The organism is Pseudoxanthomonas sp. SGT-18, from assembly GCF_003931645.1.
Lineage (GTDB): Bacteria > Pseudomonadota > Gammaproteobacteria > Xanthomonadales > Xanthomonadaceae > Pseudoxanthomonas.
Window position 1 is genome coordinate 1 of record NZ_RRYJ01000012.1, and the last position, 20874, is coordinate 20874.

Sequence of the window (20874 nt, forward strand, 5' to 3'; positions counted from 1 at the left end):
AGTATGAGAAGTTCGGGGCGATCAATGACGAGGAGACCTACGAGCTTCTTCGCTGGCTCTTCTGGGACAACCAGAAGCTATCCGGTGGAATGGCGACCTATCGCTTCTTGCGCACATTCACGCCACAGAGTGATCCGGCCGTGCTGGCCTGGCACCTGGCCCGGGTGAAGGATTTTCTGGGCATCCTTGAGCAACACCTTGGCGCGACCCCCTTTGTGGCGTGCGGACGCCTGACCATTGCAGATATGTCGATGTGCGCTTACCTGTCTTACCCAGAGGATGAGACAGGGATCGACCTGACGGCCTCATATCCGAACATTGCGGCCTGGCTGGATCGGCTGGCGCAAGTGCCAGGCTGGAAGTCGCCGTACGAGCTATTGCCTGGCAAGCGGCCGCAGAAATGGGTGGCGTAGGTGCGAAACCTGAAAGCACGGCAAGGCAAGGATATCCAGCGTCGAGGACTGAGGCAGCAGTTTCATTACCGTGTTCCGCGAGGTCTTCGGCACGACGCCGGCCGCTCGACGCACCGGGCCTCATCGCGTCCAGGCCAAGGCCCAGAATGGATCCTCGCGGCTCGGCGCGGCCAGGCGCTGCCAGCCCAGCACCTCGAAGAAGGCCAGGGCCTCGGGGTTGTCCTCGGCCACGTAGGCACGAAAGGATCGGCGCTCGCGCAGCGCAGGCTGCGCCAGCAAGGCCGCCCAGGCCCGCCGTCCCCAGCCTTGGCCGCGGCGCGTCGGATCGACGGCAAAGTCAGTGATGACCCAAGCGCTCTGCTCGGGATCGGGGGTGAGGCCGATGACGGCGACCAGCGCCGCATCGGATCGCACCGCCCATTGCTCGCCCTCGGTGTCGGCCAGGACATGGGCCAGCCAATCCTCGTCCATCGGGCCCAGATGCCGGTTCAAGCGCGCGTCGGCGTACCAGGAGCGGTAGGTGGGGAAGTCCTCGGCGGCAAAGCGTCGCACTTCAAGCTTGGGTTCGGGCGTCATGGGGCGAGGCCAATCTGGAGTTCGATGCGGTTGTCGGACGAGTCGGGGCCGTGCCAGGCGTGGTAGACCTCGCGGGTCTGTCCGCTGGGGGTTCGCCCTGCTGCCGCGATGGCGTCCAGCAGGGCTTGGTAGCCCTGCGTAAACAAGCCCTCCAATGGCCCGCAGTAAACCGTGCGCATGCAAGACAGCGCCGGCAACTCCTCGGTGCCCGGGCCGGACACCGGCAGGCAGATGTCGAGATCAAAGGGGGTGTGCCCGTCGTGCGGCAATCCGTGCGCCGCGAAGATGGGCGGTCCTTGCACGGTACGGCCCTGGGCGCGAGCCAGGGCTTCGAGCTCGGCGCAGCAGGGCCCTGCCATCTGCGCCACTTGCGGCAGCCGCACGGTCAGGCGACGGCGCAGCACGGGGATGACCGGGGTGGTGTGAAGTTCCATGGCAGATCCTTGCATGATGAACATGAATCAGACGACGCTTTCAGCGTTGCGTGAAAGCCAAGCGCGCGCCCAACAGACTCAGCAAGGCCTCGTGGGCAGCCATGGCCTGGGCAGGTGCCTGCTCGGGCAGTGTGGGGCCGGTCACGCACGCGAAAGCCTGCCGAAAACCGGCTGCCAGGCGGGCGTCTCGAAGCACCGGCTGGGTGAACTCGGCGGCAAGGCGCACACCATCGGCGCCCATGTCGTCAGCCCAGGCTCGCAAAACGCCGACGTCTAGGTACAGCATGCGCCAGCGCCGCCCGGCAGGGGTGAGCGCCGCGCCGTCGTGCACCTCACCCGGATTGACCGTGATCACATCACCCGCCCATGCTTCGACGGGGCCCCGCCCTGAGGCCGAACGTTGCGCGCCGCGGTCGATCAGGCCGATGCCGAACTCGTCATGCGTGTGGCGCGCAAATGACCGCGCCGTGTCGCCGACGACGGCGCGCACGCCCTTCAAGGCACCAGGCCGCAGGGGGAAGGCCGCTGGCATGGCGGGCATCATCCCCAGGCGCGGGCCGCCAGCAGCCCCAAGTGGGTGCTGGCGTGCGCGGCCATGGCCGCTTCCAGGCCGTGACGGATGAACACGACGGCGTACACCACGCCGCCCAAGGCATTGAGCACCAGCGTGCGCGCCACGATGGCGGGGCTCAAGTCGATCTGTGCTGCCAGCATCGGCAGGTGGGCCGCGCCGAACGCCAGCGCTGAGACGACCACCGCCAGCACCAGAGCCAGCCGCTGGCGGCGCTCACCCCACACGCGGGCCAATCCCCAGGCCAGCAAACTCATCACGCCCCAGCGCGCGATCACCTCCTCGGCCAGCCCGCCGTAGAGCGGGCCGATCCACCACGGGGAACTGGGTTGGGCCGACTGGGCGTGCACCAAGGCCTGCCAGGCGGTGCCCAAGTGCGGCGCCCAGATCCGATCAAGCCCGTGTACGAGACCGCCCACGCACGCACCGAGCAGCAAGACCCCTGCCCATGTCTGGCCAGGCGGGCAGGTGCCTGTGCCGGCCAGCGCGCTGCGCAAGCCCACCCGATGGGCCAAGGCCGCCCCCACCGCGCTGGCGGCCAGCACCAGCAGCCCGGGCTGGACGATCAAGACCGCCCGCTGGGCCCAATGCGGCAGCGCGGCCCACTGTGCGGCGAGGTCCGCGGGCACGGTGGGCAGTGGCTGGCCCAGCAAGGCGAGCACGCCCACCCAGCCCACGAGGGCCACGGGCCAGGTGCGACACCACCACTGGGGCTTCATTGGGGTTGACATGCGGGGTGATGAGTGCGGCAGGACGATTGCCATATTTTCACCGCTGACAGGTTCCTCAGGCCACTTTTGTCGAAGCGGAGTGGGTGCCCCATTGCGCCCGCAGTGCTTGCGCCCTCACCCGTTTCCAGTGAAATGATGAAAACTGCGATCATTTTCCTTCGCAAACCCCAAGACTTCGCGCTGTTCGGACCAATCCCGTGGTATCAGATCGTGCCGGCTGCGCAGGGTCTGCAAGTTCAGGTGTCGCGGCTGCCGGCCATCGAGGATGGCTTCGATGATGTCGGGCGCCAGCATCGTGAGCCGCAGCACCTCGGCCACCCAACCGGGCTCCAGCTTCAGTGCCCGTGCGAGATCGGTGGCGGTCGGGTAGCGCCCCTCGTCGAGCAGGCGCTTCCAGTAGAAGGCCTTGCCCACGGTCTTGATCATCGGGACGTCGAGCCCGCCCGATGCCCGCGCGGCATCCCCGGCCGCCGGGGGAATGAGCAGCTTGCGGTTCTGACGGCGCTTGATCGTGAGCGGCACCAGGGTCACGCGCTGGCGGCCGCTCACGTAGCTGCGGGTCTCGGCCCCGACCTCGATGCGGACGGTGAGGAGGCGCGGGTTGCCAACGACAGTGGTGCGCTTGTCGGTCATACACAGGTCTCCTCGGGCTTGGCGCGCGCCTCCTCGACGAGGGGATGTGCCGCGATGTCCGGGCCGAGTCCGATCCATCCGTCATCGCGCCAAAGGATGTCGAGCCCATGCTCATGCAGTTGGACCCGCTCGATCAGCAGCCGCGCGATGCGTTGCTGCTCGGCCGGAAACAACTGCGCCCACACGGCGCCGATGCGTCGCATCGCCACGACCACCTGGGCTTCGTCGAGAGCCGCGCCAGCGGGGTGACGTTGGCAGGCGCGCCAGGTGCCGATCAGCACCTCCGGCGCCGAGAGCGCCGCGTGGATCTGCGTCAGCACTGCGTTCTCGATCTCGGCTGCGGGCAGGTGGCCGATGTTGGGCACATCCGGCGTCAGGTTCGCGCCCGCATTGCGGCGCTTGTGCAGGTAGGGCACGTAGTAGCGATACATGCGCCCGTTCTTTTTCTTGACGAAGGTGTGCAACATGCGCTGGCCATCGGGCGCGAAGAGCAGCCCGGCCAGCAGGGCCGGATGTTTGGCGCGGTGCTCACGCGGTGCCTGCTTGCGGCGCTCGATGAAGGCGTGGGCCGCCTCCCACAGTTCCTGCGGGACGATGGCCTGGTGCTGAGCGGCGTACCACACACCCTTGTTGCGGATCTCACCCAGGTAGATCCGGTTGCGCAGCAGGGCAAAGATGTACTGCTGATCGATGGGGCGGCCCCTTCGTTGCCGCCCGCCCTGCGTCACCCAGGCCTTGGTGGTGTGCCGTCGATGGACCTGGCCAACAGTTCGGAATTCTGGCTGCCGATGGACGAGGCCGCCGCACGCGAGGTCGAAGCCAAGCTGGCCGGCAAGCGCGACGGCAACGGCAACGCGGACGTGCCGCTGGTCGTGAAGGGGTACGTGTTCCTGGCCTCGGCCATGTCCGACAACGGCGGCGAGAAGGCCACCGTCAGCAGCGCCCGGCTGGAAGCGGTCGTGTTCCCGGATGCGTTCGACCTGCTGGTGCCGGGCACCGGCGAGGTGCTGGTGACCCTGGACAAGAAGATCCTGCCGGCCGGCTTCCCGGCCGACAAGTACTTCCTGACCCGTCCGTATGACCGCCACGGCACGCAGTCCGCCCAGCTGGTCAAGGCGAAGATGGGCATCGAAGGCTGACGCCGTTGCGCATTGTGTAACGGTGCCACCCGGGCTGCGTGGCGTGGCCCGGGTGGTTCAGATGGGAAACAGGGGCCAGGGTCGGGTTTCCTCCGGTTCTGGCCCTTTTGTTCCGGGGCGGTAGCGCACGCGATCCTCGTCATCCAGGAAGCGTGGCGGGCGGGTGCCTAGGCCTTGGCCACGTTCTCCAGCAGCTGCGTGAGCGCCGTGGCGACGTTGGACGAGGAGCGGACGATGGTGGCGATGTCCTCCGCCTTCTTGCGCGCCTCCCTGATCGCCTTGTTCGCAGCCTTGGCGTCGTCGAACAGCGCCTGGATCCTGTCGTTGTTCTTTTCCAGCGCGGCGGTGGCGGCCATGGACCAGTTGGCGTGGTGCTTCCAGTAGTTGGCCTGGATCTTCTGGATCAGCTCCGCGTTGCCCTGGGCGGCGGCAATGTCCGCGGCAAGGTTTTCGGTGGCGTCCTGCAGGGCGCGCTGGAATTCCCTGAGCCTGGTGTCCTTGATCGTCACGGCGCTTCCTCCGCGGCCTGCCCGTCGGGTTCCTCGAGAAGTTCAGCCCACAGCCTGATCTCGCCCAGGGCCCTGGCGACGTCGTCCAGCGATAGCGGCTTGCCGGCCTCGAAGTCCTCGTGCAGGGCGATAAGGGCTTCGAAGGCGCTGATGTGCGACTGGTAGGCCGCGCGGCTCGCGGCGGCGAGGCGGCCGGCCTGGTGTGCGTGGACGGTGCGCGCCAGGGCGAGGACGACCGGATCGCTGGCCTCCAGTTCCATGGCCGCTCCCAGCCGGTTGCGGGAAAGGAAATCGTCGACCAGCGGCCTGGGATCGAGGAGCCCGGCCTGCAGCAGGACATCGGCCAGCTGCAGGCGGTTGGAGTGCAGGATTTCGCTGATGCCCTGGTAGACCTCCGCTTCCTCGCGCAGCAGTTCGAGCAGCCGCTGGTCTATCTCCCGCAATGCCCGGCTGGCTTCCAGCAGGCGTCGCTTCTGCGCGGTCCTGGCCGATTCCCCTGCCGCCTTGCGCGCGATCTTCGTGGCCGGAAGCGCCAGCAAGCTGGTCCCGCCCGACAGCAAGGCCATGGCACCGGCCAGGTTGTTGACGCTGTCGGCAAGCTCGCCGAGGGACTGGTCGATATCGACCGCGGCGTCGTACTCCGCTTCCTCCAGGAAGACGCCATAGGCCGAATGCAGCTGGGACAGGGCGCGGGCCCTCAGCGATATCACCCCTGCAAGCTTTTCGTCCGCCGTGAGCACATCGCCTGGTGCCTGGCTGATCCCGCACGGCGAGGGTGTTGCCGGCGCCGTGCACGTGGCAACCGTCAGCAGCACCGCGCTGCGTTCGGGAAACCCGCCGACCTCGCCGGCCAGGTCGGCCAGCGCGGCCTGGCCCGCTTCGGCGGCCTTCTGTCCGGCAGCACCGAGCTTCAGGGCTTCCTCCCTCGGCACCGAGGCGCATCCGGAAAGGAAGAGCAGCAAGACACACATCAGCACGCGTGACATCCGTTCACTCCCTTGGTCGTGGAACGTGGAACGGGAACTGCGCCAGGAGCAGCGCGGCGTGGTCCTGCGCGCTGCGGAACGACCGGTGCGGCAAAGGTCGGCCCTGACGTGCCGGGGATCCATTGGGAGCCGATCCTGGCAGGCCGGGATGGTGCCCCTGGCACCGGATACATCTTATTTGCGCCGGGGGCAGTGCGGCGGGCGCCGCGCGCCGGCGGCCGACGGCCGGCCTGGAGCCGCGCAACGGGGTGGTGCGGGTCCGCCGCTGGGGTGGAGGCACGGCCGGATTGCGAACGGGGTTGAGCGGGGTCAGGTCCACTTCCGCGGCCTGGGCCTGGTCCGCCGCGGCAAGGGTCCGGCCGGTTCCGGAAGATCCAACCGGCCTTGCAGGAGGCGAACCTGACCCCGTCTGCCGTGTTTGCCACCCCGTTTGCCGGCTGATGTCCTGGCTGTCTGGCCGCCCAACGGTGCCATCCGTGGTCCGTTTCAAGCGGCCCGGCCAGGTAATAGAGTCCCCATGGCGGAACGCGCCAGAGTGGGGGGGTAGGGGGATGGCTGGAAAGGCACTGATTTGCGCCATGACGGCGCTCGCGCTGACTGCGTGCGCGACGACGAAGTACACGATCACGCCGGTCGATACCGGCGCGGCACAGCTGAGCTATTACAACGGGCGGCCGACGGCCGACCTGGAGCTGCGCAACGGGGCGGTGCGGGTCACGCCGCTGGGGGTGGAGGTCAACGGGCGGATCAGCTTTGCCGTGGCCGGCTACAACAAGCTGGACATGCCTTCGGACTTCGGGCCCGGGAACTTCACCGCGCGGGTGGGCGGGGCCTGGGTGCCGGTCTATTCGTACGAGGACCTGGAGCGGGAGGCGGAGTCGGCGGCGACCTGGGCGGCGGTCGCCGTGGCCCTGGCCGGGGTGGCCACGGCGGTGGCGGCCACCAACAACGCCTATACCAGCGTGGACACCACGGTTTACACGCCGCGCGGTCCGCGCCTGGCGCGCACCACCTGGTACGACCCGGCGGCGGCCGCCGCCGGGACCGCCGCGGCCACGGCGCTGGCCGCCGGCGGCATCTACCTGATCGACCGCGAGCTGCACGCGACCCTGGAACGGCTCGGCAATACCATCCTGCAGACCACCACGGTCGGCCCGCAGGAGTCCTGGGGCGGGCAGATCGTGGTCGGCAAGGCCAGGGGCCGGGCGCCGTACGAGGTCGACGTGGTCGCGCACTGGAACGACGAGGACTACGTGTTCCGCTTCCGGGTCGAGCGGCGGCGTTAGCCATGGCTAAGGTTTGCCTCCGCCCGGCCGATAACGGATGCCTTGTCCCTGCCCGCGCGCAGGGCGTCCCCCCAATGCAGGTGATCCGTGAAGCGAATTCTGTCCAAGGCCGCGGCGGCGGCGCTGATGGTGCTGCTGCTGGCCGGCTGCGGCGAGGACCGGCCCAGTGACAAGGTGGCCGAGCCAGTGGTGCGCAAGCTGGCCGAGACCGACCTGGCTGATGGCCTGGAAATCGTGGATTTCCAGCGCAGCAATGGCCGGCTGGATCCGGATTCGGCCAACCGCTACCGGGTGACCTACACCTACAAGCTGCAGCTGGCCAAGCCCTACGGCGAGGTCATCCTCGGCCTGGCCCGCGGCCTGAACGAGGAGCTGCAGCAGTCGGCGGCGCGCCAGGCGCAGTCGGACATGGACTTCGGCGCGCTCCAGGACGGGGTCAACCTGATGCAGTCCGTCATGGTCGCCTCGCAGTGGATCAACGCCCAGGGCGACGGATTCGCGCCGCGTCGCGACGCGATGCTGGCCGCCTGTGCGCCGTGCCGTGCGTTCTGGGAAAGCGCCGATGCGCCGGAGCAGGCCGAGCTGCGGCGGGTGTCCTTCATCGTCGCCTGGAACCACCTGGAGCAGATGCAGTTCGCCGACGACTTCCAGGTCGGCGACGGCGTCGAGCGCCACGCCTGGCACAACTTCGAGAAGACCGAGAAGGGCTGGCTGCCCAGCAACTGACCGCAGGCAGCCGCGCGGCCGGATCCGGCTGCGTTGCATTACCCCCGGGGCACGGGTGTCCCGTACCCCGGGGTGGCCGTTGCCACGACACGGCCCGACCTCCCGCGCGCCGGAAGGGGCCCGCGCCAGCGCGGGTCCGGCGCTGGCAGCCCGATGGTTCGCGCGTCCACATCCGTCCAGGGACTGACCGATGGTTGCCACCGTCCTCGTAGGCATGCTGTGTGTCTACTCGCTGAGCTTCGCGGTGATGTTCCTGCTCATCGGCCGGCGCCTGGGAAGCGACCGCATGGGCATGGATGCGTTCGCGGCGGGCAATCTCATCCTCGGCGTGGCCTACGTGCTGCAGCTGATGGAGTCGCCCGGATGGGGCTGGATGGGGGTGGTCAACCACTGCTTCACCCTCGGCGCGCTGGTGGCGTACTGCATCGGCGGCGCGCGCTTCTTCGGCAAGCGCGTGCCCCTGCTGCTGCCGCTGTGCGCGGTGGTGCTGGGATATGCCGCGCTGCAGGCGGTGGTGCACTGGGGCCTGGGCGCGGTGGCGCGCTATGCCCTGCTGTCGGCGGTGTGCTCGCTGTGCTTCGCCTTCATGATCGTGACCCTGCTGCTGGGCCTGTGCAGCTACGCGCGCAACCTGCGCGGAGAGGTGGTGCTGTTCGTGCTGCTGATCGGCGGCATCCTCGTGCTCAACCTGATGAAGCTGGGCAAGCTCGTGGACGGCGGCCTGGAGGCGCTGGACATGGACGCGCGCTTCCAGATGGTCTTCTACATCTACATGTGCTCGCTGGCGACGATCATGCCGCCGTCGTTCGTATGGCTGGTGCTGCGCCGCCTGACCGACCAGTTGCGCGGGATGGCTGCGCGCGATCCGCTGACCCGGCTGCTCAACCGCCGCGGCCTGGCCGAGGCGCTGGAGGCCTGCTTCCAGCGCCCGGGCGCCGATGCGCGGTTGCTGATGATCGACGTGGATCATTTCAAGCGCATCAACGACCGCCACGGCCACCAGGCCGGCGACGCGGTGCTGTGCGCGGTGGCCACGGTGCTGCGCGGTGCCGTGCGCCCGGGCGACCTGGTCTGCCGGATGGGCGGCGAGGAGTTCGCGGTGGTCTGCCCGGGCATCGACGCCAAGGCCGCGTGGAGCCTGGCCGAGCGCATCCGTGGCACGGTCGAGGCCGAGGCCCTGGGCCATGACCCGGCCCATCAAGCCCTGCGCTGCACCGTCACCATCGGCATCTCCGGAAGCTTCGCCAGCACCGCCGCCCTGGAGCAGGCCATGCAGGCCGCCGACGCCGCGCTCTACCGCGGCAAGAAATCCGGCCGCAACCGCATCGAGGCGGCCTGAAGTGCGGCCCGGTCCCGGCATGGGCGGCCTGCACCACCAGCAGGGGCCGGTCGCTCCCGCGCGGCAGCGCTGTTCCATTCCCCGCCGCACGCCAGGAGTAGACTCCGCGCATGACCATCGAATCTCCTGCCGACCTTGAGGGCCTGAAAGTCATCGGCGGCATCGTCGCGCGGGTGCGCGAGGCGATGCTGGCGGCGGCCGTTCCGGGCATGACCACCGCGGAACTGGACGCCATCGGCGAACGCATGCTGGCCGACGCCGGGGCGACGCCGGCGCCACGCGCGGTCTACGGTTTCCCGGGCGCGACCTGCATCAGCGTCAACGAGGAGGCCGCGCATGGCGTGCCGGGCCCGCGCGTGCTGCGCGCCGGCGACGTGCTCAACGTGGACGTTTCGGCCGAGCTGGGTGGCTACTATGCCGACACCGGCGGCACCCGCGTGCTGCCCAAGGCCTCGGCGCGCGATACCAGGCTGTGCCACGCCTCGCGCACTGCGTTGGCGGAGGCGCTGAAGGTCGCCCGCGCCGGGCAGCCGCTGAACCTGATCGGCAAGGCCATCGAGGCCACTGCGCGCCGGTTCGGCTTCCGGGTGATCGAGAACCTGGGCAGCCACGGCGTGGGCCGCAGCCTGCACGAGGAGCCGGACCATATCCCCGGCTACTACGACCCGACCGACGCGCGCGTGCTGGAGGAGGGCATGGTGATCACCATCGAGCCCTTCATCTCCACCCGCACCCGCGTGGTCGAGGAAGCCGGCGATGGCTGGACCTTGCTGGGCGCGCCGGGCAACCGCTCGGCCCAGTACGAGCACACCCTGGTCATCACCCGCGACGCGCCCATCGTCCTGACCCTGCACTGAGCATCCCCGGCCGTTGCCAGCGGCCGCCGTGGTGCCGGATGATCCGACGCCGACAGGGCAGGCGCGGGGCGGGGGGAGTTGCCCCGCCACGGGATTGGTGGTCGCCTGCCCGGGGCCACAAGGGGACGGGCAACACAGGTGTTGAAGCAGCTGTTCTGCGCGCTGTTCGTGCTGCTGGGCGCGGCCTTGCTGGCTGCGGGCCTGCACGGGCTGTCCCACGCCGCGGCCTCGCGCGACTGGCCGGCCGTGGAAGGCGTGGTGCTGGATGCCGGGCTGGACGTCCGCCGCTCCCACACCTTCCTCCCGCGCGTGCACTACCGCTACCAGGTGCGCGGGCAGTCCTTACGAGTCCACCCGCCTGTACTTCTCCGGCCTGCCGGTTTCCAGCGACCGCAAGGGCGCCGAAGCCATGCTTGCCGGCCTGGCACCGGGGCGGAAGGTGGCCGTGTTCCACCACCCCGCCCGGCCGGAGCTTGCGGTGCTGCAGCCGGGGATTACCGCGGCCGCCCGCCTGCCCCTGTTCGGCGGGCTGGCGTTCATGGGCTTTGGCCTGCTGTGCCTGTACCTGGAACGGCGCGCGTGGCGCAGGGTGCGCCCGGCCGCGGAGGCCGGCACGTGAGCGTGGCGGAGTACCTGGTGCGCATGTGGCACGGCGCGGCCGCCGGCGACAGGCAGGCGCTGCTGTTCTGGATGTGGATGTACGCCTCGCTGTGCTGCGGCTACGGCGCGTGGTACCTGCTGCGCATCCGCCGCTGGCCCGCGGTGGCCGGCACCCTGCGCATGCTGGAACAGCGCCAGATCGGCGTGGCCCTGCTCCGGGCGGAGCGTACCTACCGCATGAAGGCCGACTATGAGTACGAAGTGGACGGCCGTCGCTACCGTGGCTCGCGGGTGACGGCCTGGCCGCTGGCTGCCTCCGGCGCCCTCCGCGGCCTGCTCGAGCTGCAGCGCCTGGGCGTGCACGCGGACGGCGACCGGGTGCGGGTGCTGCACCACCCGACCCGCCACCACCGCGCCTTCCTGGTGCGTCCGGGGTGGTTCGGGATCGGTTTCCTGCTGGTCCTGGCCCTGCTGCCACCGCTGCTGTACTTCGCCCACTACGGACTGCGCTAGGCGGCGCGCCCGCAATGTCGATCGGGGCGCGCCCGGGACGTCGTACCGGCGACATCCCCGCGCACGGAGCACGCCATGGGCAATCCAGCAGGGGCCACCGGGCCCGCGTCCTACTTCCCCTCGATCGAACGAACCTACGGCAAGCCCATCGCCCACTGGCTGGCGGTGCTGGACCAGACCGCCGGACTGGCGCACATGGACCAGGTGGCCCTGCTCAGGCAGACCCACGGCCTGGGCCACGGCCATGCCAATGCCCTCGTCGCCTGGCACCGCAGCCGGCAGGGGAGGGGCGCATGAAGCTGCTGTACAGCCGCAACCCCAACCCGCGCCTGGCCGTGGCCACCGCGCGCTACCTGCAGGCGCCGGTGCAGTTCGAGTTTGCCGCGCCGCTGGCGCCGGGCCAGGCCGAGCGCTACCGCCCGCTCAACCCGGCGCTGCGCGTCCCGATCCTGGTGTACGACGACGGCAGCAGCCTGTGGGAAACCGACGCCATCGCCTGCCGGCTGGCGCGCGAGGTGCGTTCGCCGTTCTGGCGCACCGGCATGGACGAGCCGGCAATGCTGCAATGGCTCAGCTGGGGCAAGCAGAACTTCGTGCGCGCCTGCGACATGGTCCAGTTCGAGTACGTGACCAAGCAGCGCTACGGCCTGGGACCGGTGGACCGGGGCGAGGTGGCCAAGGGCCTGGCGCTGTTCGCCGAAAGCGCCGCGCTGCTGGAGGAACAGCTGGCCGCGCGGCCCTGGCTGTTGCGCGACGGGATCTCCTATGCGGACTTCCGCATGGCCAGCTTCCTGCCGCACCACCAGATCGCCGGCCTGCCGCTGCATGACTATCCGGCGATCCGCGCCTGGTACGCGCGGATCGAGGCGCTTCCGGCCTGGTCCGATCTCTTCGCCGGACTGGACGCACCGGAGCTGCCGCCGGTACCGCAGGCGGCCTAGCTGCCCGCGGCCACGAGGTGCCGGCGATGGCGGACATGCCGTTCCTGGGGCCTGACCTGGGCTCGCTGGCGTTCTTCGCCGCCGCCTTCGTCGCGCCGGTGGCGGCGCCGCGCTCAGAGCCGGCCGGCGGCCGGATACAACTCCCGGTCCTCGCGGCGCAGGCGTTCGTACAGCGCCCGCAGCACGGTGTTGGCGTCGCTGCGGAACGCTTCCGGGTCGGCCTGCAGCCGCGCCGGCACCCGCCAGCGCTCGACGAAGCGGCCGAAGGCCTCGGCCAGGCCCTGCATCTCGGCCTGGTAGCGGGAGCTGAGCGCGGCCAGGTCGGCGCGGCCGCTGCGCGCCAGGCGCGGGTACAGCACCTGGTCCTCGGCCGCCAGGTGGAACTTGATCAGGCTGGCGGTGCCGACGATGGCCTGGCTGATGGCACCGGCGTTGCCGGCGATCCCGGCCCGTGACAGCGAGCGCAGGGTCTCGATCTGCTCCAGGATCGTCGCGTGGTCGCGGTGGTAGCGATCCATGTCCATGGCGTGTTGCAGTCCTCGCGTGCATGGGCGGATGCCCACGCGCGCACTGTGGCGGTCGCCGCTTCGTGGTGCCCTGACCTGGGTCAAGCGCGGGCCATGCCGGCCGCAATCCGCAGGGGCTGGGCCACGCATGCACGCCGCGGCGCGTGCGGGCAAATGCAGCAGGACGGAGGTAGAGCAGGCGTTGCAGGATGCGGGGGTTCCCGCCGGCGCAGGCATGCGCCTGCGTCGACGAGCGGTCCGCCCCGGCCCCAGTCCCGGAGGGGTGAACCAGTGTCCGATTGCATGCCAGGGTATTTGGCGGTACCTGTGTGCGGACACCGGGAGGGAGGGGGATCCATGCGCAACAGGCGCAAGTCCAGGTCTTGGTGGTTGCTGCTGGTCGTGCTGCTCGCGCCGCTGGCCCCGCTGGCGCAGGCCCACCCCGGCGGGCTCAACGCCGAGGGCTGCCACCACGACCGCCGCAACGGCGGCTACCACTGCCATCGCGCGCCCGCCGGCAATGCCGCCAGCCAGGCGCAGTCGCTGCAGGCGCCCGCGCGCGCGGCCCCGGCCAATGGCCGTGCCTTCCGCAACTGCGCCGAGGCACGCGCGGCCGGCGCCGCCCCGGTACGCCGCGGCGATCCCGGCTACGGCCCGAACCTGGACCGCGACAACGACGGCATCGGCTGCGAGTAACCGCGCCGCCGCATTGCCTTCCGCCGGAAGCGTGCCGGAAGATGCGGCCGTCTGCGCCGTCCTGCATGCCGTCGGCTGCCGGCGCGCGCGGGCTGGACGGAACCGTGACCAAGGGGAGGATGCGATGCGGATGACCGGAGCGGCCCTGCTGGGCCTGGTGCTGCTGGGCGGCATGGCGGGCGAGGCGCTGGCCGCGGGCAAGGGCGCGGATGCGTGCCAGGCGCTGGTGGGCTTCACCGATGCGCGGCTGCGGCTGGAAGTGACCGCGGCCGAGCGCGTGCCCGCGGCGCCCCCGGGCACGGTGCGCGCGCAGCCCTACCTGCCGCCGGTGGCGGTACCGCTGCCGACGCATTGCAAGGTCTCCGGCCGGATCAACGACCGCACCGGCGCCGATGGCGTCCGCTACGGCATCGGCTTCGAGCTGGCCCTGCCGGAGGGCTGGAACGGGCGCTTCCTGTTCCAGGGCGGCGGCGGGCTCAACGGTTCGATCGCCCCGGCACTGGGCACCACCGCCGCCGGCGACGCGCCTGCGCTGGCACGCGGCTTTGCCGTGGTCTCCACCGACAGCGGGCACAAGGGCGAGGGCTTCGACGCCTCGTTCATGCGCGACCAGCGCGCCGCGCTGGACTTCGCCCATGCCTCGGTCGGCACCACCGCCCAGGCCGCGCTGCTGCTGGTGGAGCGCTACTACGGCAAGGCGCCGCACCATTCGTACATGGCCGGTTGCTCCACCGGTGGCCGCGAGACCATGCTCGCCACCCAGCGCTATCCGGAGCTGTTCGACGGCGTGATCGCGGTGGCCCCGGCCATGCGCACCGGCTTCTCCAACCTGGCCCTGGCGCATGCGCGCAGCAGGTTCATGCAGGCCGCGCCACGCGATGCCCAAGGCAAGCCGCAGCTGGCGCGGACCTATTCGGCCGCGGACAAGGCGCTGGTCCTGAAGGAACTGCTGGCGCAGTGCGACGCCCTGGACGGCCTGGCCGACGGGGTGATCGAGAACGTGCTGGCCTGCCGCTTCGAGCCGAAGCGCCTTCAGTGCAAGGCCGGCAAGCAGGACGGCTGCCTCTCCGCGGCCCAGGTCGCGGCGCTGGAGGAGGCGTTCAAGGCACCGCGCGACGCGGCCGGCGCGCCGCTGTACGTGGACTACCCCTACGACACCGGCATCGTGTACGAGGGCCCGGGCATCCCCGGCTTCCTGCCGGCCGAGGGGCCGGACATCCTCGCCGCGGTGATGCCCCCGGCCGAGGGCTTCGACGCCGATGCCCAGGCCCGCCGGGTGCGCGCCGACGCGGTGCAGATGCTGACCGACACCGACACCTGGACCAACCTCGGCGGCTTCCTCGGCCGCGGCGGCAAGGCCATGTACGTGCATGGCGTCAGCGATCCCTGGTTCTCGGCCTGGGACACGCTGGACTACTTCAGGCGCGCCGAGGCGGCCAACGGCGCCCAGGCCTGGAACGACGCGGCGCGGTTCTACTTCGTGCCGGGCATGGGCCATTGCGGCGGCGGCACCGCGCGCGACCAGTTCGACCTGCTGACCCCGCTGGTGGAGTGGGTGGAACAGGGCCGCGCGCCCGGCCGGGTGCTGGCACGCGGGGCTGCCCTGCCGGGCGAGCGCCCGCTGTGCCCGTACCCGACCCATGCGCATTACCAGGGCGGCGATCCGGCCCACCCGGACAGCTACATCTGCCAGGCCGGCGACTGAGGCCGGCACCGGCCTGTTCCCTCCATGCGCGGCCGCTTGGCCGCGCCGCGATGCCGCTGCTGCTCGCCACGCCGTTCTTCGGTCCGCGCGCGCCTGGGTGCGCGACCAGGGGCGCGGCCCCGGCGAGGCGTTCGCGCCCGCGTTGCGGCGGCAGCGGTTGCCCGGGCCGTTCGATGGATGCTGCGGCTGCCCGGCGTGCGGGGCGTCAGCCGTACCCGCGCCGGGTTCCATGCCGTGCGGCGTCGGGCGCCGGCGGACCTGCTGTAGGGGCTTCCCCGATGGCCAGGCCGCGGGGATGCCGGGACACTAGGCCGCGCCGGGGGCGTGCGCGGGAGCCGGTCGCCAGCCCGGGACCCGGGCGGGCACCGGCCCAGGCCTGCGCGCTCCATACGCACTGTTCAAGTCCGGCGGGCGGCGGCCGTTAACGATGGTGTCGGACCTCGCCTGCTGTTTGCGGCGGGGTGCGACTTCCCAGTCCAGCGAGCGGTCCTGATGGTTTCCACTGCATTCCGCACCGACGGTGAAGGCGATCCCGTGAACCCGCCGCGGCGCTATGGCCTGTTGCGGCGGTTCGAGCCGCAGCTGGAGGCCGAGTACCGCCTGTTCCAGGACGCCGCCCTGGTGGCGCGCATCCGCTGGGCACTGGGGGCTGCGGTCGGCGTGCTGCTGGCCTACGCCATCCTCGACCTGTTCGTGGCGCCCCCGCCGATCATGGGCGAGGTGGTGTTCCTGCGCCTGCTGCTGATGGTGGCGCCGCTGGTGCTGCTGCTGGCCGCCTCGTTCCGCGAGGAGTGACGCGGCATCCTGCACCGCCTGGCCGGCCTGGCCTGCCTGTGCACCGCGCTGGGGGCGGTGGTCCTGGTCACCCGCACCCGCGCCCTGGGCATGCCGCAGGACTACGAGGGCGTGCTGCGGGTGCTGATGTACCTGTACGGCTGCGGCGCCATGCGCCTGCACACCGCGATCCTGTGCGGCACCACCACCGTGGTGTATCCGCTGGCCGAAGCGGTGGCCGGCCTGCCGGCCGACGAGCTGGCCATGCGCACCGTGTTCACCGTCACCACCAACATCATCGGCATCATCACCGCCTGGGTGCTGGACCAGGAGGGGCGCGGCAACTTCCTGATGGCGCGCCAGCTGCGCGGCATGGCCCACCGCGACTACCTCACCGGCCTGCCCAACCGCCGCGCCTTCGCCGAGCGGATCGACGCGGTGTGGCAGCGCGCCCGCGCCGAGCAGCGGCCGCTGGGCATCGCGCTGATGGACGTGGACTGGTTCAAGGCCTACAACGACCGCTACGGCCATCCGGCCGGCGACCGCGTGCTGCGCGCGGTGGGCCGGGTGCTGGGCGCGCACGCGCGCGGGCCGCTGGACATGGTGGCCCGCCACGGCGGCGAGGAATTCGTCTGCGTCTGGTACGACGCCAGCCTGGCCGACGTGGAAACCACCCTGGCGGCGATCCATGCCGACATCGCGGGCCTGGGCATCGAGCACGAGGGCTCGCACGTGCCCGGCAAGCGGCTGACCCTCAGCATCGGCCTGCACTACCTGTACCCGCAGCCGGGCAGGGCGGTGACCGAGGCGCTGCTGCGCGCCGACCAGGCGCTGTACGAGGCCAAGGCCAGCGGCCGCCACACCACGGTGGTCACCCTGGGCGACCAGGGGCCGGCGCCCCTGCCGGCCGAGGCGGCGCAGCTGGAAGAAGCCACCCTCGGCTGAGCCGCCGCCCCGGGGACGTCGTCCGCACGCGCGGGCATCGGGCCTGCGGGGCAGCCGTGTCCCGGCGCCTCCGCGCCAGGCTGCATCCGCCCCTGGTCCCGGCAACCTGCCGCCGGCACTGCGCAGGAGCTAGCAGGGCCCCTCGCGCGGGAACGAGCCGGCCAGCGCCACCTCCAGCAGCAGCATGAGGATCAGGCCGCGCGCCCCGAACAACAGGCTGCAGATCGCCAGCAGGCCCAGGGCGATGGCCACCAGCTGGCGCCGGCGGCGGACCGCGGCGCGGCCGCCGCGTGCCAGGTAGGCGGCCAGCGCCGCGCCCAGCCCGGACAGCACGCCCAGGAACACGTTGTCGCGGCCGGCGAAATCGGTGAGCGCCGCCAGCCCGGCGACTTCGGGGGCGGCGACCCGCGCCAGCAGCCAGGTGCCGGCGACCGCGGTGGCCGTGCCGGCGCTCCAGGCCCAGCGCGACCAAGCGGGAGAACGGGACCTGCGGTCGGCCCGGGGCCGGTGACCGCCACTGTCGCGGCCACCGCCCGCCGCGGCGCGAGGATCAGCTGTGCACATATCGACCTGTGGGTTGTTTCCCCTGCAGCGCAAGCTTCCCGTGCCACTGGGGGGGCGCGCTATCAGGGAATTCTGACCCCTTCACGGAAGTTCACACTTTCACGGGTCTCACGTCGATGAACCCCCGCTGCGGTGCGCACCCGTGCAGCGCCGGTTTTTCACCGTCGTTTGTCCGCGCCTGCGGAAGGCTGCGGGGACACACACGACGGAGGACCCTCCATGAACACCCGGAAGATGCTTCGCCTGCTGGCCGCCGCGCCGCTGCTGCTGGGAGCCGGCGTGGCCGGCGCGCAGCAGACCTACGGACCGGAGGACGAGGGCCGCCGCTTCAGTGACGGCAGCCGCGTGGTCTGCGAGGAAGTCGAGGTCGCGCAGAACACCAAGGATCCCAACCGCATTGCCGGTACCGCCACCGGTGCGGTGATCGGTGGCCTGCTCGGCAACCAGGTCGGCGGTGGCAAGGGCAAGAAGCTGGCCACGGTCGGCGGCGCGGTCGCCGGTGGCGCCATCGGCCGCAACATCCAGGGCAACAACCAGGAACGGCGCGGCCAGCGCCAGGTCGAGACCCGCTGCGAGCGCGTCTGGCGCTGATCCCCACACAGGAGCCGGAAATGGCCAGTCCCGAGGAACTCGAACGCAAATTCTGGAAGGCGCTGAAGTCGGACATGACCGTGATGCTGGGCGTGGACGGCATGGAGGACGGCCACACCCGGCCGATGACCGCGCAGCTGGAGCACGAAGGCCATGGTCCGATCTGGTTCTTCACCTCCACCGACAACGCCCTGGTGCGCGAACTGTCCGGCCCGCGCCGGGCCACGGCCGCGTTCGTGGCCAAGGACCACGACCTGTTCGCCAGCATCGGCGGGCAGCTGGCGGTGGATACCGACCGCGCGGTGGTGGAGCGGCTGTGGAACCCGTTCGTCGCCGCCTGGTATGAGGGCAAGGACGATCCGAAGCTGGCCCTGCTGCGCCTGGACCCGGACCAGGGCGAGGTCTGGCTCAACGAGAACAGCCTGTTTGCCGGGGTGAAGATGCTGATGGGCATCGACCCCAAGCAGGACTACAAGGACAAGGTCGCGCGGGTCGACCTCGGCTGAGGCAAGCCGGCCGGAAAGGGGGCGGCGGAGGCGCGCCCGGCGCGCCTCCGCTGTTGTCCGGCGATGCTGCCCTGCAAGGCCCGGCGCGCCCGGGCCTTGCCGTTGCGGCGCTCAGCGCCGCGTGTATCCGTCGTCCGGGAACAACCGCTCGGCGCCGTGCCAGGCGTCCCACACCGCGTCGCGGGCGTCCTCCCAGTCCAGGCGCGAACTGCCGCGCGCGCTGTCCCAGCCGCGCTCCAGTTCCTGCTCCAGTTCCGCGTCCCAGACCCGCCCGCGCAGGTTGCTGCGGGCGTAGGTACCGTAGCGGTAGGCCGGCCGGTAGTCCTCGTAGTCGTAGTCGCTGAGGTAGTAGTCGGCCGCCTCGTACTGGTCGGCGTAGTAACCGTCGGTCGCCTCGTAGGCGCGGTAGGTGCGGTCCGAGCGCTCGAACGCGTCGCGCACCGCGTCGCGTGCCTGCTCCCAGGTCAGGCGCGAGCCGCCCCGGGCCTGCTCCCAGCCGGAGCGGGCGCGTGCCTCCAGCGAGGCGTCCCAGCGCTGGCCGGCACCGGACTGCTCGCGCACGTCCAGGCCGTAGCGGTAGGCCGGGGCGTAGTCGCTGTCGTAGTCGAAGCCCGGGTCGTTGTAGGGGCGGTTGGCGTACTCGGTGCGCCAGTATTCGGCCTCGGCGGTGGGATCCAGGCGTTCGGCCACGTTCTTGCCGGCGGCGGCGCCGGCAAGCGCGCCGACCGCGCCGCCGACCAGCGTGCCGATCGGTCCCAGCAGCGAGCCGACCGCGGCGCCGGCGACGGCGCCGCCGGTGCCACCCACGCCCACGCCCACCGGATGGGAACCGGGCGCGCCGGTGATCGGATCACGGTTGAGATCACGGGGTTCTTTGCTCATGGGCTCACCTCCAGGAGACGGCCCTTGGCGGGCCGGGGAAAACCCGCACCCTTGCACCGGCACCGTTCAACGGCCGTGTGCCGGGTGTCAGCCGCGGATGAAGGCGCGGCCTCGCGAGGGCAAGTCTAGAATGGCCGACCCCACGTTTTGCAAGGAGTTCCCATGGCCACCTACCTGATCACCGGCGCCAACCGCGGCATTGGCCTGTCGCTGGCGCAGCAGCTGCGGGCACGCGGCGAAACCGTCATCGGCGTGTGCCGCCAGGCCAGTGATGCGCTGCGCGCCAGCGGGGCGGAGGTCATCGACGGCGTCGACGTTTCCGATGCGCAGGCCGTGGCCACGCTGCCGGAGCGGCTGCAGGGCCGGCGCATCGACGTGCTGGTGCTCAACGCCGGCATCTTCAGCAACGAGACCCTGGAGGCGCTGGACGCGGACGCGTTTGCGCGCATCCAGCGCCAGTTCGAGGTCAACACCCTCGGTCCGCTGCGCGTGGCCGCGGCGCTGCAGGCGCAGCTGGCCGACGGCGGCAAGATCGGCATCATCACCAGCCGCATGGGCTCGGTGGAGGACAACGGTTCCGGTGCCTACTACGGCTACCGCGCTTCCAAGGCGGCGGTGAACGCGATCGGCAAGTCGCTGGCGGTGGACCTGGCTCCGCGCCGGATCGCGGTGTTCCTGCTGCACCCGGGACGGGTCGGCACCGACATGCTTGGTGGCCAGGGCGACATCGGTCCGGACGAGGCGGCAGCCAACCTGATCGCGCGCCTGGATGGCCTGACCCTGGCCGAGACCGGCAGCTTCTGGCACGCCAACGGCACGCCGCTGCCCTGGTAAGCCGCTTCCTCCCTGCAGGCGAGCGGTCCTGCCTGCCGGGAGCATGCCGATGCGGCGGCCAGGCCACCGTGCCGGGCATTCGCAAGTACGTGCGATACCCCTCATCCGGCACGGCGGATCCACTGGCCTGGAAAGGCGATGGTGCCGGGCTCCGGCCGCAGGAGCCCGGACTGCCGCATGGCCGGCTTCAGCCACCAAACCCCGGACTGGCCTGGGCCGCGCGTGGCGGCTCGGATTCCTCGCCGTCGAAGGTGGCGGCGGTATCGGGCGTGCCGCCCAGGCCGACGACGTCGGAGCTGGCGCGGGCTTCGTCGCCGCCGTCGATATCCTCGCGGCGCGGATCGCCATGCGGCGGCGTGGTGCCGGCATCGTCCGCCACGGCGTGGCTGGAACCGCCGTCGGACTTGTGCCGCTGCCAGGCGCGGTAGGCGACGACGCCAAGCGCGGCAACCGCCGCGGTGCGCAGGATTCCCATGGTCTTGCTCCTCAGTGTTCGCGGGGAAGGAGATCCGAGGTTGGAGCCTGTGCGGTTAGGCGGACGTGACCCGGCGGTGCAGGCGCCGTCATCCGCGCGCGGATGAATGGCAGCCGCAACGCGGCGCCGATTCCACGGGCGT

28 protein-coding genes and 1 pseudogene are annotated in these 20874 nt (G+C 71.0%); 17 read left to right on the forward strand and 12 right to left on the reverse strand.

Features of this window, described 5'->3' with window-relative positions:
* On the forward strand, nt 1–413 hold a 413-nt coding region (locus EIM47_RS14095), incomplete at its 5' end, for a glutathione S-transferase family protein (protein ID WP_205948731.1).
* Nucleotides 414–533: 120 nt separating this feature from the next.
* Here EIM47_RS14095 and EIM47_RS14100 read toward each other — a convergent pair.
* The 6 genes and pseudogenes from EIM47_RS14100 to EIM47_RS14125 all read right to left on the reverse strand — a co-directional run.
* The gene (locus tag EIM47_RS14100; protein WP_019399046.1) at nt 534–989 is read right to left on the reverse strand and encodes a GNAT family N-acetyltransferase; all 456 of its coding nucleotides are present in this window, start codon (nt 987–989) and stop codon (nt 534–536) included.
* Nucleotides 986–1423: a transcriptional regulator gene (locus EIM47_RS14105; protein WP_026010617.1), complete on the reverse strand. Its 438-nt coding sequence runs from the start codon at nt 1421–1423 to the stop codon at nt 986–988. Before EIM47_RS14105 ends, EIM47_RS14100 begins: the two co-directional genes overlap by 4 nt.
* Before the next feature lie 40 nt (nt 1424–1463).
* Nucleotides 1464–1955 (reverse strand): AraC family ligand binding domain-containing protein, encoded by a 492-nt coding sequence (locus EIM47_RS14110; RefSeq protein WP_199728431.1) that lies wholly within the window; start codon nt 1953–1955, stop codon nt 1464–1466.
* Between the two features lie 8 nt (nt 1956–1963).
* Nucleotides 1964–2713 carry a CPBP family intramembrane glutamic endopeptidase gene (locus tag EIM47_RS14115; RefSeq protein WP_125077274.1) on the reverse strand — a complete coding sequence of 250 codons (750 nt, stop codon included), beginning with the start codon at nt 2711–2713 and terminating at the stop codon, nt 1964–1966.
* Between the two features lie 126 nt (nt 2714–2839).
* A complete protein-coding gene (locus EIM47_RS14120; RefSeq protein ID WP_125077275.1) occupies nt 2840–3358 on the reverse strand; it encodes a hypothetical protein in 519 nt (172 codons plus the stop codon).
* A pseudogene (locus EIM47_RS14125) lies at nt 3355–4095 on the reverse strand (recombinase family protein); the annotation flags it as partial. The pseudogene EIM47_RS14125 and the gene EIM47_RS14120, both read right to left, overlap by 4 nt.
* A gap of 15 nt (nt 4096–4110) precedes the next feature.
* Between EIM47_RS14125 and EIM47_RS15715 the strand changes: the two are divergent.
* Complete coding sequence (locus tag EIM47_RS15715) at nt 4111–4497, forward strand: hypothetical protein (RefSeq protein WP_164514622.1); 387 nt, start codon at nt 4111–4113, stop codon at nt 4495–4497.
* Between the two features lie 167 nt (nt 4498–4664).
* Here EIM47_RS15715 and EIM47_RS14130 read toward each other — a convergent pair whose 3' ends face one another.
* A complete protein-coding gene (locus EIM47_RS14130) occupies nt 4665–5006 on the reverse strand; it encodes a hypothetical protein (protein WP_019399054.1) in 342 nt (113 codons plus the stop codon).
* Nucleotides 5003–5992 (reverse strand): hypothetical protein, encoded by a 990-nt coding sequence (locus EIM47_RS14135; protein WP_125077276.1) that lies wholly within the window; start codon nt 5990–5992, stop codon nt 5003–5005. The genes EIM47_RS14130 and EIM47_RS14135 overlap by 4 nt, the downstream gene beginning before the upstream one ends.
* A gap of 578 nt (nt 5993–6570) precedes the next feature.
* On the opposite strand from EIM47_RS14135, the gene EIM47_RS14140 reads away from it, so the two are divergent.
* The 8 genes from EIM47_RS14140 to EIM47_RS14170 all read left to right on the forward strand — a co-directional run bounded on the left by EIM47_RS14140 (nt 6571) and on the right by EIM47_RS14170 (nt 12254).
* Nucleotides 6571–7278 carry a hypothetical protein gene (locus EIM47_RS14140; RefSeq protein WP_019399056.1) on the forward strand — a complete coding sequence of 236 codons (708 nt, stop codon included), beginning with the start codon at nt 6571–6573 and terminating at the stop codon, nt 7276–7278.
* A gap of 87 nt (nt 7279–7365) precedes the next feature.
* Nucleotides 7366–8004 (forward strand): hypothetical protein, encoded by a 639-nt coding sequence (locus EIM47_RS14145; protein ID WP_125077278.1) that lies wholly within the window; start codon nt 7366–7368, stop codon nt 8002–8004.
* 190 nt (nt 8005–8194) lie between these two features.
* Complete coding sequence (locus EIM47_RS14150; protein WP_240626249.1) at nt 8195–9343, forward strand: GGDEF domain-containing protein; 1149 nt, start codon at nt 8195–8197, stop codon at nt 9341–9343.
* Between the two features lie 110 nt (nt 9344–9453).
* Complete coding sequence (gene map, locus EIM47_RS14155) at nt 9454–10200, forward strand: type I methionyl aminopeptidase (protein ID WP_125077279.1); 747 nt, start codon at nt 9454–9456, stop codon at nt 10198–10200.
* Between the two features lie 445 nt (nt 10201–10645).
* Complete coding sequence (locus EIM47_RS16015; protein ID WP_240626250.1) at nt 10646–10819, forward strand: hypothetical protein; 174 nt, start codon at nt 10646–10648, stop codon at nt 10817–10819.
* The gene (locus EIM47_RS16020; protein ID WP_125108905.1) at nt 10816–11313 is read left to right on the forward strand and encodes a DUF3592 domain-containing protein; all 498 of its coding nucleotides are present in this window, start codon (nt 10816–10818) and stop codon (nt 11311–11313) included. Before EIM47_RS16015 ends, EIM47_RS16020 begins: the two co-directional genes overlap by 4 nt.
* 75 nt (nt 11314–11388) lie before the next feature.
* Nucleotides 11389–11610, forward strand: coding sequence for a DUF4287 domain-containing protein (locus EIM47_RS14165; protein ID WP_019399062.1), 222 nt, complete (start codon nt 11389–11391; stop codon nt 11608–11610).
* A complete protein-coding gene (locus EIM47_RS14170) occupies nt 11607–12254 on the forward strand; it encodes a glutathione S-transferase family protein (protein WP_125077281.1) in 648 nt (215 codons plus the stop codon). Before EIM47_RS14165 ends, EIM47_RS14170 begins: the two co-directional genes overlap by 4 nt.
* Nucleotides 12255–12367: 113 nt before the next feature.
* Here EIM47_RS14170 and EIM47_RS14175 read toward each other — a convergent pair whose 3' ends face one another.
* Complete coding sequence (locus EIM47_RS14175) at nt 12368–12778, reverse strand: hemerythrin domain-containing protein (RefSeq protein WP_019399064.1); 411 nt, start codon at nt 12776–12778, stop codon at nt 12368–12370.
* Nucleotides 12779–13117: 339 nt separating this feature from the next.
* Here EIM47_RS14175 and EIM47_RS14180 point away from each other — a divergent pair, with 339 nt between their 5' ends.
* From EIM47_RS14180 to EIM47_RS14195, 4 genes are all read left to right on the forward strand, one after another.
* Complete coding sequence (locus tag EIM47_RS14180; protein ID WP_125077282.1) at nt 13118–13456, forward strand: excalibur calcium-binding domain-containing protein; 339 nt, start codon at nt 13118–13120, stop codon at nt 13454–13456.
* A 130-nt stretch (nt 13457–13586) separates the two neighbouring features.
* A complete protein-coding gene (locus EIM47_RS14185; RefSeq protein WP_125077283.1) occupies nt 13587–15161 on the forward strand; it encodes a tannase/feruloyl esterase family alpha/beta hydrolase in 1575 nt (524 codons plus the stop codon).
* A 534-nt stretch (nt 15162–15695) separates the two neighbouring features.
* Nucleotides 15696–15956, forward strand: a complete 261-nt coding sequence (locus EIM47_RS14190; protein ID WP_125111868.1) for a hypothetical protein — start codon at nt 15696–15698, stop codon at nt 15954–15956.
* A gap of 57 nt (nt 15957–16013) precedes the next feature.
* Entirely contained in the window at nt 16014–16880 is an 867-nt protein-coding gene (locus EIM47_RS14195) for a GGDEF domain-containing protein (protein ID WP_240626251.1), read from the forward strand.
* 129 nt (nt 16881–17009) lie between these two features.
* Here EIM47_RS14195 and EIM47_RS14200 read toward each other — a convergent pair whose 3' ends face one another.
* On the reverse strand, nt 17010–17444 hold the full coding sequence (locus EIM47_RS14200) for a hypothetical protein (RefSeq protein ID WP_125077285.1): 435 nt from the start codon (nt 17442–17444) through the stop codon (nt 17010–17012).
* Between the two features lie 219 nt (nt 17445–17663).
* Here EIM47_RS14200 and EIM47_RS14205 point away from each other — a divergent pair, with 219 nt between their 5' ends.
* A complete protein-coding gene (locus tag EIM47_RS14205; protein WP_019399070.1) occupies nt 17664–18035 on the forward strand; it encodes a glycine zipper 2TM domain-containing protein in 372 nt (123 codons plus the stop codon).
* Between the two features lie 20 nt (nt 18036–18055).
* On the forward strand, nt 18056–18541 hold the full coding sequence (locus EIM47_RS14210; RefSeq protein WP_019399071.1) for a pyridoxamine 5'-phosphate oxidase family protein: 486 nt from the start codon (nt 18056–18058) through the stop codon (nt 18539–18541).
* A 111-nt stretch (nt 18542–18652) separates the two neighbouring features.
* On the opposite strand, the gene EIM47_RS14215 is transcribed toward EIM47_RS14210, so the two are convergent.
* On the reverse strand, nt 18653–19423 hold the full coding sequence (locus EIM47_RS14215) for a glycine zipper domain-containing protein (protein ID WP_125077286.1): 771 nt from the start codon (nt 19421–19423) through the stop codon (nt 18653–18655).
* A gap of 162 nt (nt 19424–19585) precedes the next feature.
* Between EIM47_RS14215 and EIM47_RS14220 the strand changes: the two genes are divergently transcribed.
* Nucleotides 19586–20257: an SDR family oxidoreductase gene (locus EIM47_RS14220; RefSeq protein ID WP_125077287.1), complete on the forward strand. Its 672-nt coding sequence runs from the start codon at nt 19586–19588 to the stop codon at nt 20255–20257.
* A gap of 187 nt (nt 20258–20444) precedes the next feature.
* Here the strand turns inward: EIM47_RS14220 and EIM47_RS14225 are convergent, their stop codons facing one another.
* A complete protein-coding gene (locus EIM47_RS14225) occupies nt 20445–20732 on the reverse strand; it encodes a hypothetical protein (RefSeq protein WP_019399074.1) in 288 nt (95 codons plus the stop codon).
* Nucleotides 20733–20874 lie beyond the last annotated feature (142 nt).

What these genes read in the sequence shown, in the direction of transcription:
- EIM47_RS14180 (WP_125077282.1), top strand. Translation starts at nt 13,118, where the DNA reads ATGCGCAACAGGCGCAAGTCCAGGTCTTGGTGGTTGCTGCTGGTCGTG.
- EIM47_RS14175 (WP_019399064.1), bottom strand. Translation starts at nt 12,778, where the DNA reads ATGGACATGGATCGCTACCACCGCGACCACGCGACGATCCTGGAGCAG.
- EIM47_RS14215 (WP_125077286.1), bottom strand. Translation starts at nt 19,423, where the DNA reads ATGAGCAAAGAACCCCGTGATCTCAACCGTGATCCGATCACCGGCGCG.
- EIM47_RS14115 (WP_125077274.1), bottom strand. Translation starts at nt 2,713, where the DNA reads ATGAAGCCCCAGTGGTGGTGTCGCACCTGGCCCGTGGCCCTCGTGGGC.
- EIM47_RS14210 (WP_019399071.1), top strand. Translation starts at nt 18,056, where the DNA reads ATGGCCAGTCCCGAGGAACTCGAACGCAAATTCTGGAAGGCGCTGAAG.
- EIM47_RS14110 (WP_199728431.1), bottom strand. Translation starts at nt 1,955, where the DNA reads ATGCCAGCGGCCTTCCCCCTGCGGCCTGGTGCCTTGAAGGGCGTGCGC.
- EIM47_RS15715 (WP_164514622.1), top strand. Translation starts at nt 4,111, where the DNA reads ATGGACCTGGCCAACAGTTCGGAATTCTGGCTGCCGATGGACGAGGCC.
- EIM47_RS14150 (WP_240626249.1), top strand. Translation starts at nt 8,195, where the DNA reads ATGGTTGCCACCGTCCTCGTAGGCATGCTGTGTGTCTACTCGCTGAGC.
- map (WP_125077279.1), top strand. Translation starts at nt 9,454, where the DNA reads ATGACCATCGAATCTCCTGCCGACCTTGAGGGCCTGAAAGTCATCGGC.
- EIM47_RS14100 (WP_019399046.1), bottom strand. Translation starts at nt 989, where the DNA reads ATGACGCCCGAACCCAAGCTTGAAGTGCGACGCTTTGCCGCCGAGGAC.
- EIM47_RS14205 (WP_019399070.1), top strand. Translation starts at nt 17,664, where the DNA reads ATGAACACCCGGAAGATGCTTCGCCTGCTGGCCGCCGCGCCGCTGCTG.
- EIM47_RS14220 (WP_125077287.1), top strand. Translation starts at nt 19,586, where the DNA reads ATGGCCACCTACCTGATCACCGGCGCCAACCGCGGCATTGGCCTGTCG.
- EIM47_RS14225 (WP_019399074.1), bottom strand. Translation starts at nt 20,732, where the DNA reads ATGGGAATCCTGCGCACCGCGGCGGTTGCCGCGCTTGGCGTCGTCGCC.
- EIM47_RS14105 (WP_026010617.1), bottom strand. Translation starts at nt 1,423, where the DNA reads ATGGAACTTCACACCACCCCGGTCATCCCCGTGCTGCGCCGTCGCCTG.
- EIM47_RS14200 (WP_125077285.1), bottom strand. Translation starts at nt 17,444, where the DNA reads ATGTGCACAGCTGATCCTCGCGCCGCGGCGGGCGGTGGCCGCGACAGT.
- EIM47_RS14185 (WP_125077283.1), top strand. Translation starts at nt 13,587, where the DNA reads ATGACCGGAGCGGCCCTGCTGGGCCTGGTGCTGCTGGGCGGCATGGCG.
- EIM47_RS14120 (WP_125077275.1), bottom strand. Translation starts at nt 3,358, where the DNA reads ATGACCGACAAGCGCACCACTGTCGTTGGCAACCCGCGCCTCCTCACC.
- EIM47_RS14165 (WP_019399062.1), top strand. Translation starts at nt 11,389, where the DNA reads ATGGGCAATCCAGCAGGGGCCACCGGGCCCGCGTCCTACTTCCCCTCG.
- EIM47_RS14135 (WP_125077276.1), bottom strand. Translation starts at nt 5,992, where the DNA reads ATGTCACGCGTGCTGATGTGTGTCTTGCTGCTCTTCCTTTCCGGATGC.
- EIM47_RS14170 (WP_125077281.1), top strand. Translation starts at nt 11,607, where the DNA reads ATGAAGCTGCTGTACAGCCGCAACCCCAACCCGCGCCTGGCCGTGGCC.
- EIM47_RS14140 (WP_019399056.1), top strand. Translation starts at nt 6,571, where the DNA reads ATGACGGCGCTCGCGCTGACTGCGTGCGCGACGACGAAGTACACGATC.